Genomic DNA, 12,506 nt, shown 5'->3' with positions numbered 1-12,506 from the left:
ATTTTTTGGATATCATTGTTTTTAATATCGAAAGATTCTTCATATAAAAAATGTCCGCGGTATTTAATCATATGAGCTAATGCCAAATAGATTAAGCGCAAGTCAGTTTTTTCTTTTGAGTCCGCCAGGTGTTTTCTCAAATGATAGATAGTCGGGAATTTCTTATGATATTCTTTTTCTTCTTCCAAGGTAGCAAAAATAGGGTATTTACTTCCTCTCTTATCCTCAGGAACTAAAAAGGAGTCATCTAAACGATGGAAGAAACTACTATCCAACTTGCTTATTTCCTCAGAAAAGATTTCTTGAAGATAGCGAAGACGATTTTTTCGACGGGTATAGCGACGGCGCGCTGTTCGTTTTAGACGTCTATCTTCAGCAGTAGTCCCTTCATCAAATAATAAAGCTCCAATTAGATTTTTCTTGATAAAGTGTTTATCAGTATTGCTCAGAACTTTCATCTTTTTCGATGGCACCTTATAGTCATCCGTAATGACGGCCCATCCGACGCTGTTAGTTCCGATATCAAGTCCTATTGAATATGGTTTCTTCATAAAAAATCCCCTTTTATAAATTTGTTTTTTATGTCAATATTTTAACACAAAAATGTTTACATTTAAAGAAAAATATTATATAATTACTTTGTTGGAACTATTCGAAACAACACAGCAAGTTAAAATAAGGCAGTGGTTCTTAAGCCCAGTCCGTATTCAACTTGAAAAAGTGCGCACCGATTCGGTGCTTTTTTATTTTCTATACTAACCGTATTGTACTCCTATTTCCTAAAAAAACAATTTATTTTATAGATTTTTTATTTAAACATAGAAAAAAACTACGTTTGACAACGTAGTTTTTCATATCCATGTCCCCTGCCGGAATCGAACCAGCAACTACTCCTTAGGAGGGAGTTGTTATATCCATTGAACTAAGGGGACTTAGAGAAAAACTCTGCCCAACGACAGAGTCTTTCTAAGATTAACGGCGAATTTCTTTGATACGCGCTGCCTTACCTTGCAATGCACGAAGGTAGTACAATTTAGCACGACGGACTTTACCGTAACGAACGACTTCAATCTTGTCAACACGTGGAGTGTGGATTGGGAAAGTACGTTCAACACCGATACCGTTAGAGATTTTACGAACGGTGTAAGTTTCTGAGATACCAGCACCTTTACGAGCTATAACCACACCTTCAAAGATCTGGATACGTTCGCGAGTTCCTTCGACAACTTTCGCGTGAACGCGGACAGTGTCACCAGGACGGAATGCAGGGATGTCAGTACGAAGTTGACCTTCAGTCAAGCTTTGGATTAATGGATTCATTTTTTCTACTCCTATCTTACTAATCTTAAGGTTCACGACCGCAGCGGATTAGTCGTTTTTTGTGCTTCCATTAGGCACAAACTATATTATATCAAAATTTCTAAAAATGTAAAGATGTTTAAATGAAAATTCCCAAAAGAATCGCTAAAAATCCGAGGATATAAGTCAAAGCCAAATAGAGAACAAATTTCTTTCTCTCTGAAAAGAGATCTGCTAGCTCAGCATTCAAAGTGGAAAACGTCGTTAGTCCACCACAGAAACCTGTTGCCAAAATCACATAAAGCTGCTTGTCTTCTATATGATTATAAAAATAGCCGATTAGAAAAGCACCTAGCAGATTTGCCAATAAAGTCCCAATCGGTAGAGATGCTCTGCTATTGACCTTGGAGAAAACATAACGCACAAGAGAACCAGCGCCGCAGCAGATTAATATCGCCCACATCATGACTTCACCTGCTTTCCAGCCCATAGGGCGATTGCAAGTCCACCACCTACACTTAAGACTAGATAGATAAGAAGCTCCATATAGCGCCCTGAATCTGCTAGTTTGATACTGTCTAGCAGAAGACCAGAAAAAGTCGTCAAACCTCCGCAAAAACCGGTTGAAAGCGCTAGAATTAGGCACTGAGACTTAACTTTACTGCTAAGATAGCCCTTGATGATATAGACCAGCAAAAAAGTTCCCAAATAATTGACCAGTAAGGTAGCCAGCGGAAATGAATCATCAAACACTGATATGAGCGCTACTTGGTAACGTAGCCAACCGCCTACCATCGCAGATAAAGCCACAGCTATCGAGTTCTGTACTTCTTTCATTAGAGCTTTTTATTTTGAAATTCACGCGAACGTTTTAAAATGTCAGAAAAGGTCGCAACAACAGTTTCCTTGTAGTCCTTATTTTCAACCTTATCCGCCACTCTGGCAAAAATCACATCTTCTCTCTTGCTATCCAAGACAGCTGTGCCTGTTAATTTCTTTAAAGCCACGACTTGGCCAACCAGATTCATGCGTTGCTCCAGCAGGGCAACAATTGCATCATCCACTTGATCGATTTCCTGTCTGATTTCCTCTAACGTCATCTACTTCCTCCTTATATTTTATCTATCATATCAAAATATAGTAAAATTTTCTAGTTAAATTCTAAATAAAAAGGTCCAAGTCCCGTGATTAAAAGAAAACTCGCAAAGGCGAGTCCCTATCTACAGATTAAAAAGGTTCCCCGAACCTTATTAAAGAGCACTCGCTCAACCGAGTCCTTATCCACAACCTAAAACAGTCCCCCGGACCTTGGATTAAGGAGAACTCGCAAAAGCGAGTTTTTATCCGCAGATTAAAAAGGTCCACTGGACCTTTTTAACCAACTGAGCCTTCCATACTCATGTTGATGAGTTGGTTGAGTTCGACGGCGTATTCCATTGGAAGTTCTTTGGTAATAGGTTCCATAAATCCATTGATAATCATAGCTGTGGCTTCTTCTTCGCTGATTCCTCGGCTCATCAGATAGTAGAGCTGGTCCTCAGATACTTTGGAAACCTTGGCTTCATGCTCTAACGCGACATTGGAATTATGGATTTCATTAAAAGGAATGGTGTCGGAACTGGACTCACCATCCATCAGAATGGTATCGCACTCGATATGAGATTTGGAGCCAGCGCTATTCTTGCCAAAGCGAACCTGCCCACGATAGTCTGTCTTGCCGCCATCCTTGGCCACTGATTTAGAAATCAAGGTACTGGAAGTCTTGGGCGCATTATGAAAAACCTTGCAGCCCGCATCTAAGTGCTGACCATAGTTGGCAAAGGACATAGAGAGGACAGAAGTTCTGGCATTTCGACCATTGAGGACGCTACAAGGATATTTCATATTGACCTTACTGCCTAAGTTACCATCAATCCACTCCAAGGTGCCGCCTTCTTCAACAATCCCCCGCTCCGTTACGAGGTTATAGACATTGTCCGACCAATTTTGAATGGTTGTATAGCGGAAAAAGGCATCCTTTTTGACAATGATTTCGACATTTGCAGCATGAAGACTATTGCTTGTGTAAGTCGGTGCTGTACAACCCTCGATATACTGGATAGAGCCACCCTCCTCGATAATCATCAAGGAGCGCTCAAACTGGCCGGCATTTTCACCATTGATACGAAAATAGGTCTGAACAGGAACTTGGCACTGGACATTCTTGGGCACATAGATAAAGGTTCCGCCGGACCAAACCGAACTATTAAGAGCAGAAAATTTATGCTCAGCATTTGAAATCACAGTACCAAAATACTGCTTGACCAAGTCCGGATATTCCTGGACAGCCGTATCCGTATCAGTAAAGATAATCCCCAGCTTAGCAAACTCTTCCTTCATATTGTGGTAAACCACTTCAGATTCATACTGAGCCACAGCTCCAGATAGAAAGCGCTTCTCGGCTTCTGGAATTCCCAGGCGGTCGAAGGTTTTCTTAATCTCTTCTGGGACTTCATCCCAACTTCGAGCCCGATCTCCGCTTAGCTTTTGATAATAGATAACATCATCAAAGCGAATCCCTGACAAATCAGGGCCAAAGTCGGGCATGGGAAGCTTATGAAAGAGTTCCAAGGAACGCAGACGATAGTCAAGCATCCACTGGGGCTCATTCTTGATTTCTGAGATTTCTCGAACTACTTCTTCTGTCAGGCCTTTACCAGTCGAAAAGAGCGGCTTGACATCATCATGAAAGCCAAAGGCATAGTCGCGTTCTTTCATAGGAACTCCTCCTTTATCTGATGGATAGCGCTTACCTATATTATACTCCTAATCATGAGAATTGTCAGAAAATAACACTTTCGCAAAATAAAAACGGCCGCAGCCGTTTCCTCTATTTATCACTTTAAACTTTATTAACCAAGCCTTCTGCAAAAGCTTCCAAGCGCGCAATATCATCATCTTCTGCAGATAGGTCTACTTTAACGCTTTCTGCACCCTTCACCGCTCCTGTAGCAGCAAAGGCAGCATCAAAGTCATCGACAGCCTTGCAGAATTCGTCATAGAAAGTATCGCCCGAACCGACCACTCCGTAGACCTTGCCAGACAAATCCAAACCAGACAAGTCTTCGTAGAAGTCCATCATCTCATCAGGCAGCTCACCATCACCATAGGTATAGGTCGCTACAATCGCAATATCTGCTTCCAAGAAATCTTCTGCATCGACAGTGGTGCACTCGTCCACTTCAACTTCTACATCCAGTTCTCTTAGCTTATCCGCCACAATATCAGCAATTTCCTCGGTGTTTCCAGTCATGCTGGCAAATACAATTTTCGCTAAGGTCATAGTTTCCTCCAAATTCTAATCTGCTCTCATTATATCATATCTTTTTTATTTTAAAAATAAAAACTCTTATGCTACAATGGGTAAAGAAAGTTGACGAGGTTATTTATGACTCTTTATCATGATATTTTAAGTAAAATAAAAGAATACGATACTATTATCATCCATCGCCATATGCGGCCAGATCCTGATGCTCTTGGCAGTCAGGTCGGACTGCAAAAGCTGCTTCAGTACCACTTCCCAGAAAAGACGATCAAAGTGACAGGCTACGATGAACCCAACCTCATGTGGTTAGCGCAAATGGACCAAGTCGCAGATGAAGAATACCAAGAGGCCATAGTCATTGTCTGTGACACCGCTAATACAGCCCGCATTGACGACCAACGCTACACGACAGGCGATTTCCTCATCAAAATCGATCATCATCCTGATGATGAGGTTTACGGAGATATTTCTCTAGTCGATACAAGCTCCAGCAGTGCCAGTGAAATGATTGCTCTCTTTGCCTTTGAAAATGACTTAGAATTGAGCAAGGAAGCTGCAGAACTTCTCTATGCTGGTATCATCGGCGACACTGGCCGCTTCCTTTATCCTTCTACTAGCGCCCGCACATTCGAAGTAGCTGCCAAGCTACGCCAGTACGATTTCGACTTATCAACCTTGTCTCGCAAAATGGACTCTATCAGCCGCCAAGTAGCTAAACTGCAGGGCTATGTATATGAGCAATTGGAAATAGATGAAAATGGTACTGCGCGGGTCATTCTGCCTCAGGAAATTTTACAAGCCTATCAACTGACCGATGCTGACACAGCAGCCATTGTCGGGGCACCTGGACGAATTGAAGAAGTCGGTCTGTGGGCTATCTTTGTTGAGCAGCCTGAAGGTCACTACCGTGTCCGCATGCGCAGCAAGATTATTCCTATCAACGGTATTGCTAAAAATCATCACGGCGGAGGACACCCATTAGCCAGCGGAGCCAATGCATTTTCTAAAGAAGAAATCGAGCAAATCTACACTGAGATGAAAGAATTGGCAAAAAAGTAAGAAATTAGTCTAAAAGTCTTGTCAAATCAACCAGAATTTGATAAACTATCAAAGTAACTAATCTATGGCTCGCAAAGAGACCATGGCAGAAAGGAAATTTTTGTAAAATGAGAAAAGATATTCATCCAGAATACCGCCCAGTTGTCTTCATGGACACTTCTACCGGCTACCAGTTCCTTAGTGGTTCAACTAAGCGTTCAAACGAAACAGTTGAGTTCGAAGGGGAAACTTACCCATTGATCCGTGTAGAAATTTCATCAGACTCACACCCATTCTACACTGGACGTCAAAAGTTCACTCAAGCAGATGGACGTGTGGATCGTTTCAACAAAAAATACGGTCTCAAATAATCATAAGCACCAATCGGTGCTTTTTTTGTATTTGAACACTTAACAATAAAGTACTAGAATCATCTATATGAAAATGCATAATTTTTTGTACAACATTTATAAAATATATTGATTTATGTCATCACTCTCACGGCTATGAGAATTTTATAATTTACGACTTGAACGAGCATTTCTCAATAGCACCCTGCTCTGACTGAAAGAATCGGCTATTTGAATTTTCGTCACAGCAGCTAAAGATTATAATAACTCACTATGTAAAAAGATCAGCAAAACTGACCTTTTTAATCATTTTATAAATTTATTGATGGAGTATTGCTAAAATTCTGTAAAATTAGCCTAAATGAAATAGTGTTATCTTTTTAATCTGACTCATCAAAGAGATATACATCATCGCATTAGGGAAAATTTTTATTCTATCATACATAATAAATTTCGATAATATTATCATTGGAAATTTTAAAAAATCATTCGCTATATCTTGGTCAGACTTACTTTCATCAATCTTTAGCATTTCATACACGTTGCAATCTAATTTCTTGGCAAAAACACTAACATAATCTATAACTAAAATAAATTATAATAGAATGTATCATCCTCTAACAACTTATCAAAAAACTCTTTAAGATTCTTAAAAATTTCCATATCATAATAGTAAATTTTTCCAAAGTTATCAGAACCAAATCCTATTGAAATCATGACAGTTTCATTGGCTTCAAAAAATACTAATTTATCTTCTTCGAAGTCATCAAATATTTCAATGTCTGGATAAAACTCAAAGTCATTTTGTCTCAATCTAAAGTCCAAAACTGACTCTGGATCCATGACACGGTTTACATTATCCACCTTACTTTTAATAAAGCCATATCCAACTTCTATATAAAATTCCTTAAGCAACTGAGGTATCTCGATACCTAACTTTGATTCACTCTTTTTAATTGAATCTATATTGAGCGGATAAAACTTATTTAAAGGATTTAATTTAATTTCTTCAAACATTTAATATACCCTCTTTAATTAAATAGTTCTCTAGCTGGTGATCCAGCTCTATGTATACCAGCTTGATGTTCATTTGGAAATCTAGCAGAGTGAATATTCCACCATTCATTATTGCCACCATAAGAATTTTCAATAAAATAATATGATGAGCGTCATACTCAGAGCCTGCTTTTCTGACAACATTTCCATTTTTGCCGATGACATCTTCTAAATATGTAGGCCAAGTCTGACCAGTTTTCAATTCCCATTCGTCAATTAGAGAATTTTTGAGCCTATTAAATTCTGCACGATGTTTAGCCACCTCAACTGGTGAGAGTTTTTCGCACTCTCTCAGACGTAATCCATTCTTTAATTCCTCAATCTGATTATTAGGGATGTTCCTATTGTATTTAGTTTAACATCTTTCACATATTCTTTAATTAAATTACCATTAAAAGAACTCTCTACAAATTGATCTGTAAGATCTTGTCTGGTAGCATCTTTCACGCCTTTAGCTACATCATCACTATGCTTAGCCAGTTGTTCACTGGCTTCTTGACGGAATTCTTGGCTGATTTTCCGACCACTCTGCTCACCCGCCTCGCTATAGAGGGCCCGACGCAAGCGTTGATACTCTGCTCCTTCACCCGTACTCTGGTACAGTCGAGCTGTGTGCTTACCGATGTCATCCGCATAATGGAAATCGTCTAAGCCCGCAAAGGCGAACTTCGTGCGGCTAAAGTCATCCCATAGATTGCCAAATCGACTAGTAAAGAAGTTCTTGGTCGCTCCATAACTTTCTCGAGCCAACATACCCAGATGACTGTTAGTCAGCATAGTACGAGCTTTTTTAAAATAAGATATTCCCTTCTGAATCTTGGGCGCCTGAGCCAAACGGCTGACTAGCTTGCTCCCACCAGCCATCTTAGCTAACTTAGCAGGTCCAATCCATGAAACTTCATACAGCTAATCAAACTTCACCATATTTTTACAGATAGGGAGCTTGCAAAAAAACTGAATTGAAAAATTGATTCAACTCAGCTTTTTTACTTAGAACAAAAATAAGATGAGTGCTGTGAAAATCGCTTTCTCTTACTTTATACCTGCTTTTCCTTAACTTCCTCAAACCATTTTTCAAACTCTAGTCGTGGAAGTAATTCTTCATCCTTATCATAACGTCCTTCATAACTATAGCGACTATCAAGGCTATTTTTCTGAGCATCATAAATCAACCACATTTCAGTTGGGTGTTCACGGCCATATTCTCGACAAACATCAATCAATTTCTGTATATCTTCAGCTCCGTATCTCAATACAGCGAATGCCATATTATCAGAATCATCTACTTTTTTTGTCGCAACTTCATTAACTTTATCCATTTCAATTACAATACCGTTAATCATATAAAATACTTTATATGATTGCAACGCTTCTTCAGAAATGCAATAAATATATACTTTTTCTGCTTGATTTTGGACATATTCCATTGCTAACGAAATCATACCAGCCTGAACTTCCATAAATTTATCTTCAAATTGTGTCATTTTTCTCTCCTATTTATTAACATTTTTAATTATTTCCTTGTGACGAATACCATCAATCTTATAATTAACTTCAAAACTACTTGGTCTCATTGAAGAGCCCTCGTAGTTAATCTTAATGTCCACTTCAACTTTCTTTGGTGGATTTGATTTTAAAGCATCTGCCCAATCACGTTCAATACGACGATATTCTTTTAGATTGACATCTTTAGCTTGTGAAACAAGGTTATCCAACTCAGGTGATCCACCAAACAAATCTCCAAATATATGCCCTGCATGATCCCCGATTTCTTTATCTAGAGTATTGGAGTTATGGCGTAATCTATCTTCATGGAGTTTTAATTGTAAATCTTCGGCATACGCCCGATCGATACGGCCCACCTCATCAGTACGGTAAAGATAGCGATGTTCTCCAGCCTCATATACCACATTAGGTTTAGGAACTTTTCCATCCATATGACTTCCATCTGTTAAAATTTCACTAGCTTCATCTATCCAATTTCTCGTTTGAGACTTTCTTAAGTTTCTACCAACTAATTTGATTCTATCATGAAGATGATTGATTGAAAATCAAGAGCAAATTCAATTTATTATATCATACAAACACAGAATGTAAAAACCACCTCAAAAGGTGGTCAAATTAGATATTATTTATCTTCCTGAACCAAGAGGTCGTATGGGAAAAAATCTAAATCTTTAAATCGTTCATCGTAGATACCCCTCATCTTGCAAAGGGCAGCGGTATCAAAACTCCAGTAGCCATAATAGGCATCATCTGTCTTATGCGTGTCATACCATGAGGCTTCTGAGTGGGCATAGTACCAGAACTTCTGCGCTTCAATGACACTATCCGCATCATTTCCAATCATATTCAGATACTCTAAACGGGAACGGAAGTTCTCTACTCGACCTTCTAATAAATAAAGAGCTAATGTCTCGATATAGCCGTCTTGAACACTTTCGTCTTGCTTAGAATATTGTACATATTTATCAAATAAAACTTTTACATCATCTAGAAACTCGTCTTTGCGATTTTCAAAAAGAACTGCTAGAGACAGGTGGTCAATAATAGTGAAAATACCTGAACTCTCACTATATATTAAACTATAGTAAGACAAACTATCTTTAAAACAACTAAATACACTTTCAATATCCTCACCAATAGAATATAAAACTTGAGTTAGATTTCTGTAATCTCCAGCAAGGTATAAATTTAATAAATCTTTTTTATCCATTGGTAAAGTCGACTGTAAAGATATAAATTCTCTGGAACTCTTTTCTAAAAAAAGCTTTCTTGCTAAAAAATATTCCTTATTTTTATACTTATCTCTAAACATCATATCCCTCATTTTATTTTCTTGGCCATATCATCTAATTGATTAATAATAATATTACCATCACTTTTAATATTAAATAGATTACTTTGCAAATCCCTTTGTAATGAAGCAAGGCGAATTTTGTTGTAGTTTTCCTCCCCGACAGCTTTTAATAATCTATTGTCAATCCATTCCTTACTCATCTGCCTGCCATCTGCAGTTTTTCCAAGCTTAGCCGTATTATATTTAGCCTCCGAAATGATATAAGGTGGGTGACCATTTGGATTGTAGTAAACACCATCGATTCCCTGGCGCCCGGCATCATCTAAGACCGTTACTATGTCTTTGCTGATGCGCTCATAACCAAACTGACGATAGTAACTCTACAATCCTAGTATATCACAATTCAAATATACTAGAGTTTGGCAAACCTCAAAAAAAACCACCTCAAGAGGTGGTCGAATTAGGTATTATTTATCTTCCTGAACCAAGAGGTCATACGGGAAGAAATCCAAATCCTTGAATCGTTCATCATAGATTCCTCTCATCTTGCAAAGGGCAGCGGTATCAAAACTCCAATAGCCATCGTATGCATCGTCAGCTTTATGTGTGTCATACCACCAAGCATCTGAGTGAGCATAGTACCAGAATTGCTGTGCCTCGATAACACTGTCCGCATCATTACCAATCATATTGAGATACTCTAGATGGGAACGGAAATTTTCTACTTGACCTTCTAATAAATAGAGAGCTAAAGTATCAATGTAGCCGTCTTCATACTGCTCACCTGCATCTACTAAGGCCTGATACTTACTGAAAATTTTTTCTATATCTTGAATAAATTCTTCCTTACTATCCTCAAACAAAACAGCTAGAGAGAGGTAATCAATTAGCGTATAAATACTATCTTTTGTTTCATATAGCAGTGAATAAAAATATAAACTTGATTTATAATATTCAAATATTTTCTCTATTTCTCCACCTTTAGAATATTCATTATATACTAGCTTTAAATAATAATCACTCAAAGGAGCATAAACATATCTCAATCTTTCTCTCGGTATCTCAGTTTCAAGCTCCAAAAAACGTCTTAATGATTTTTCATAAAAGTTTATCCGATCATTAAAATATATATCATTTTTATATTTGTCTCTAGTCATATACATCTCACTTTATTTTCTTTGCCATATCGTCCAGTTGATTAACAATAATGTTACCATTCTGTTTAACATTAAATAGATGGTTTTGAACGTTTCCAAGCACTTTTTGGAATCTAATTTCATCAGCTAGTTCTTTTCCAACCGCTTTTTCTAATCTACTTTCAATCCAGCGCAAATCCATCTGATCTGTTCCATCCGCTAAGCCTTTACTCAATTTTGCTTTATTATATTTAGCCTCCGAAATGATATAAGGTGGGTGCCCATTTGGATTGTAGTAAACACCATCGATTCCCTGGCGCCCGGCATCATCTAAGCCCGTTACTATGTCTTTGCTGATGCGCTCATAACCAAACTGACGGTAGTAACTCTACAATCCTAGTATATCACAATTCATATATACTAGAGTTTGGCAAACCACAAAAAACCACCTCAAAAGGTGGTCAAATTAGGTATTATCTATCTTCCTGAACCAAGAGGTCATACGGGAAAAAATCCAAATCCTTGAAACGTTCATCATAAATACCACGCATCTTGCAAAGGGCAGCGGTATCAAAACTCCAATAGCCATAATAGGCATCCTCTGTCTTATGTGTGTCATACCATGAGGCTTCTGAGTGGGCATAGTACCAGAATTTCTGTGCTTCAATGACACTATCCGCATCATTCCCAATCATATTGAGATACTCTAGATGGGAACGGAAATTCTCTACTCGGCCTTCTAATAAATAGATAGCTAATGTATCAATGTAGCCTTCTTCAAACTGCTCACCTGCATCTACAAAGGACTGATACTTACTGAAAATCTTTTCTACATCTTCAATAAATTCTTCTTTACGATCTTCAAATAGAACAGCTAATGAGAAGTAATCCATCAAGTCATAGATACTTTCAAAAGCTCCATAAGAAAGTTGGTAGTATCTCAAACTAATCTTGAACCATTTATAAATCTCTTCTAACGAATGCCCCAAAGAATAACAAATAGATATGAGTTCTCTAGAATAAAGAGATTGAGTAGAATAGTATCTGTTTATATATTGTGGCAGAACACGTGATTTATGTGAATCAGACTCTCTTCGTTCAAATGCTTTAAAATTAAAATCATATTCATTCTGAAAATATTTTTCATCTTTATATTTGTCTCTAAACATACTTTCCTCACTTCATTTTCTTAGCCATTTCATCTAATTGATTGACAATAATACGCCCATCTTGCTTAATATTAAACAGATGGCTTTGAACATCACCAAATTCAATGGCATCCCTAATGATTTCAGCCTGACGTTTTCCAACCGCTTTATTAAGTCGATTCCTAATCCATCGTTCACTCATCTGCTTACCATCAGAAAGTGTATTTCCAAGCTTAGCTTTATTATACTTAGCCTCCGAAATGATATAAGGTGGGTGACCATTTGGATTGTAGTAAACACCATCAATTCCCTGACGACCAGCATCATCTAAGCCCGTTACCATGTCTTTGCTGATGCGCTCATAACCAAACTGAC

The 12,506-nt window shown here is 38.0% G+C and carries 19 protein-coding genes, 1 tRNA gene and 1 pseudogene; 2 read left to right on the top strand and 19 right to left on the bottom strand.

Features of this window, described 5'->3' with window-relative positions; all coding sequences use genetic code 11:
- From cas9 to RYK49_RS11285, 8 genes are all read right to left on the bottom strand, one after another.
- A partial coding sequence (gene cas9, locus RYK49_RS11320) for a type II CRISPR RNA-guided endonuclease Cas9 (RefSeq protein WP_314865739.1) occupies positions 1-551 on the bottom strand: 551 nt, incomplete at its 3' end.
- A 309-nt stretch (positions 552-860) separates the two neighbouring features.
- Positions 861-932, bottom strand: a tRNA-Arg gene (locus tag RYK49_RS11315).
- Positions 933-972: 40 nt separating this feature from the next.
- Entirely contained in the window at positions 973-1,320 is a 348-nt protein-coding gene (gene rplS, locus RYK49_RS11310) for a 50S ribosomal protein L19 (RefSeq protein ID WP_009660455.1), read from the bottom strand.
- A 118-nt stretch (positions 1,321-1,438) separates the two neighbouring features.
- The gene (gene crcB / locus RYK49_RS11305; protein ID WP_314831620.1) at positions 1,439-1,765 is read right to left on the bottom strand and encodes a fluoride efflux transporter CrcB; all 327 of its coding nucleotides are present in this window, start codon (positions 1,763-1,765) and stop codon (positions 1,439-1,441) included.
- Entirely contained in the window at positions 1,762-2,136 is a 375-nt protein-coding gene (gene crcB / locus RYK49_RS11300; protein WP_314831621.1) for a fluoride efflux transporter CrcB, read from the bottom strand. The genes crcB (RYK49_RS11305) and crcB (RYK49_RS11300) overlap by 4 nt, the downstream gene beginning before the upstream one ends.
- On the bottom strand, positions 2,136-2,399 hold the full coding sequence (locus tag RYK49_RS11295) for a chorismate mutase (protein WP_002930629.1): 264 nt from the start codon (positions 2,397-2,399) through the stop codon (positions 2,136-2,138). Before RYK49_RS11295 ends, crcB (RYK49_RS11300) begins: the two co-directional genes overlap by 1 nt.
- Before the next feature lie 274 nt (positions 2,400-2,673).
- A complete protein-coding gene (gene sufB, locus RYK49_RS11290) occupies positions 2,674-4,056 on the bottom strand; it encodes a Fe-S cluster assembly protein SufB (protein ID WP_314865736.1) in 1,383 nt (460 codons plus the stop codon).
- Positions 4,057-4,180: 124 nt separating this feature from the next.
- A complete protein-coding gene (locus RYK49_RS11285) occupies positions 4,181-4,621 on the bottom strand; it encodes a flavodoxin (protein ID WP_060976016.1) in 441 nt (146 codons plus the stop codon).
- Between the two features lie 105 nt (positions 4,622-4,726).
- Here RYK49_RS11285 and RYK49_RS11280 point away from each other — a divergent pair, with 105 nt between their 5' ends.
- Both RYK49_RS11280 and RYK49_RS11275 read left to right on the top strand, forming a co-directional pair.
- Positions 4,727-5,662, top strand: a complete 936-nt coding sequence (locus RYK49_RS11280) for a bifunctional oligoribonuclease/PAP phosphatase NrnA (protein WP_314865732.1) — start codon at positions 4,727-4,729, stop codon at positions 5,660-5,662.
- 107 nt (positions 5,663-5,769) lie between these two features.
- Positions 5,770-6,012, top strand: a complete 243-nt coding sequence (locus RYK49_RS11275; RefSeq protein WP_002895374.1) for a type B 50S ribosomal protein L31 — start codon at positions 5,770-5,772, stop codon at positions 6,010-6,012.
- Between the two features lie 564 nt (positions 6,013-6,576).
- Here the strand turns inward: RYK49_RS11275 and RYK49_RS11270 are convergent.
- From RYK49_RS11270 to RYK49_RS11220, 11 genes and pseudogenes are all read right to left on the bottom strand, one after another.
- Positions 6,577-7,008 (bottom strand): SMI1/KNR4 family protein, encoded by a 432-nt coding sequence (locus tag RYK49_RS11270; RefSeq protein WP_314865730.1) that lies wholly within the window; start codon positions 7,006-7,008, stop codon positions 6,577-6,579.
- Positions 7,001-7,309 carry a hypothetical protein gene (locus RYK49_RS11265; protein WP_314831109.1) on the bottom strand — a complete coding sequence of 103 codons (309 nt, stop codon included), beginning with the start codon at positions 7,307-7,309 and terminating at the stop codon, positions 7,001-7,003. Before RYK49_RS11265 ends, RYK49_RS11270 begins: the two co-directional genes overlap by 8 nt.
- Positions 7,310-7,356: 47 nt before the next feature.
- Positions 7,357-7,911 carry a hypothetical protein gene (locus tag RYK49_RS11260; protein ID WP_314831110.1) on the bottom strand — a complete coding sequence of 185 codons (555 nt, stop codon included), beginning with the start codon at positions 7,909-7,911 and terminating at the stop codon, positions 7,357-7,359.
- Between the two features lie 173 nt (positions 7,912-8,084).
- Positions 8,085-8,531 (bottom strand): hypothetical protein, encoded by a 447-nt coding sequence (locus RYK49_RS11255; RefSeq protein ID WP_314831111.1) that lies wholly within the window; start codon positions 8,529-8,531, stop codon positions 8,085-8,087.
- A gap of 9 nt (positions 8,532-8,540) precedes the next feature.
- Positions 8,541-8,984 carry a DNA/RNA non-specific endonuclease gene (locus tag RYK49_RS11250; protein WP_314831112.1) on the bottom strand — a complete coding sequence of 148 codons (444 nt, stop codon included), beginning with the start codon at positions 8,982-8,984 and terminating at the stop codon, positions 8,541-8,543.
- Between the two features lie 191 nt (positions 8,985-9,175).
- The gene (locus RYK49_RS11245; protein WP_314865728.1) at positions 9,176-9,868 is read right to left on the bottom strand and encodes a PoNe immunity protein domain-containing protein; all 693 of its coding nucleotides are present in this window, start codon (positions 9,866-9,868) and stop codon (positions 9,176-9,178) included.
- A 5-nt stretch (positions 9,869-9,873) separates the two neighbouring features.
- On the bottom strand, positions 9,874-10,047 hold the full coding sequence (locus tag RYK49_RS11240; protein WP_314865726.1) for a hypothetical protein: 174 nt from the start codon (positions 10,045-10,047) through the stop codon (positions 9,874-9,876).
- Between the two features lie 267 nt (positions 10,048-10,314).
- Positions 10,315-11,004: a PoNe immunity protein domain-containing protein gene (locus RYK49_RS11235; protein ID WP_314831115.1), complete on the bottom strand. Its 690-nt coding sequence runs from the start codon at positions 11,002-11,004 to the stop codon at positions 10,315-10,317.
- Positions 11,005-11,011: 7 nt separating this feature from the next.
- Positions 11,012-11,185 (bottom strand): hypothetical protein, encoded by a 174-nt coding sequence (locus RYK49_RS11230; RefSeq protein WP_314831116.1) that lies wholly within the window; start codon positions 11,183-11,185, stop codon positions 11,012-11,014.
- Between the two features lie 271 nt (positions 11,186-11,456).
- Positions 11,457-12,152, bottom strand: a complete 696-nt coding sequence (locus RYK49_RS11225) for a PoNe immunity protein domain-containing protein (RefSeq protein WP_314865725.1) — start codon at positions 12,150-12,152, stop codon at positions 11,457-11,459.
- Between the two features lie 7 nt (positions 12,153-12,159).
- Positions 12,160-12,506 (bottom strand): annotated as a pseudogene (locus tag RYK49_RS11220) (hypothetical protein); the annotation flags it as partial.

The organism is uncultured Streptococcus sp., assembly GCF_963525625.1.
Taxonomy (GTDB): domain Bacteria; phylum Bacillota; class Bacilli; order Lactobacillales; family Streptococcaceae; genus Streptococcus.
The sequence above is the reverse complement of the archived record's forward strand: the minus strand, read 5'-3'. Positions and strand labels throughout refer to the sequence as shown.

What these genes read in the sequence shown, in the direction of transcription:
- rplS (WP_009660455.1), bottom strand. Translation starts at nt 1,320, where the DNA reads ATGAATCCATTAATCCAAAGCTTGACTGAAGGTCAACTTCGTACTGAC.
- crcB (WP_314831620.1), bottom strand. Translation starts at nt 1,765, where the DNA reads ATGATGTGGGCGATATTAATCTGCTGCGGCGCTGGTTCTCTTGTGCGT.
- crcB (WP_314831621.1), bottom strand. Translation starts at nt 2,136, where the DNA reads ATGAAAGAAGTACAGAACTCGATAGCTGTGGCTTTATCTGCGATGGTA.
- RYK49_RS11295 (WP_002930629.1), bottom strand. Translation starts at nt 2,399, where the DNA reads ATGACGTTAGAGGAAATCAGACAGGAAATCGATCAAGTGGATGATGCA.
- sufB (WP_314865736.1), bottom strand. Translation starts at nt 4,056, where the DNA reads ATGAAAGAACGCGACTATGCCTTTGGCTTTCATGATGATGTCAAGCCG.
- RYK49_RS11285 (WP_060976016.1), bottom strand. Translation starts at nt 4,621, where the DNA reads ATGACCTTAGCGAAAATTGTATTTGCCAGCATGACTGGAAACACCGAG.
- RYK49_RS11280 (WP_314865732.1), top strand. Translation starts at nt 4,727, where the DNA reads ATGACTCTTTATCATGATATTTTAAGTAAAATAAAAGAATACGATACT.
- RYK49_RS11275 (WP_002895374.1), top strand. Translation starts at nt 5,770, where the DNA reads ATGAGAAAAGATATTCATCCAGAATACCGCCCAGTTGTCTTCATGGAC.
- RYK49_RS11270 (WP_314865730.1), bottom strand. Translation starts at nt 7,008, where the DNA reads ATGTTTGAAGAAATTAAATTAAATCCTTTAAATAAGTTTTATCCGCTC.
- RYK49_RS11260 (WP_314831110.1), bottom strand. Translation starts at nt 7,911, where the DNA reads ATGGCTGGTGGGAGCAAGCTAGTCAGCCGTTTGGCTCAGGCGCCCAAG.
- RYK49_RS11255 (WP_314831111.1), bottom strand. Translation starts at nt 8,531, where the DNA reads ATGACACAATTTGAAGATAAATTTATGGAAGTTCAGGCTGGTATGATT.
- RYK49_RS11250 (WP_314831112.1), bottom strand. Translation starts at nt 8,984, where the DNA reads ATGGATGGAAAAGTTCCTAAACCTAATGTGGTATATGAGGCTGGAGAA.
- RYK49_RS11245 (WP_314865728.1), bottom strand. Translation starts at nt 9,868, where the DNA reads ATGATGTTTAGAGATAAGTATAAAAATAAGGAATATTTTTTAGCAAGA.
- RYK49_RS11240 (WP_314865726.1), bottom strand. Translation starts at nt 10,047, where the DNA reads ATGAGTAAGGAATGGATTGACAATAGATTATTAAAAGCTGTCGGGGAG.
- RYK49_RS11235 (WP_314831115.1), bottom strand. Translation starts at nt 11,004, where the DNA reads ATGACTAGAGACAAATATAAAAATGATATATATTTTAATGATCGGATA.
- RYK49_RS11230 (WP_314831116.1), bottom strand. Translation starts at nt 11,185, where the DNA reads ATGGATTTGCGCTGGATTGAAAGTAGATTAGAAAAAGCGGTTGGAAAA.
- RYK49_RS11225 (WP_314865725.1), bottom strand. Translation starts at nt 12,152, where the DNA reads ATGTTTAGAGACAAATATAAAGATGAAAAATATTTTCAGAATGAATAT.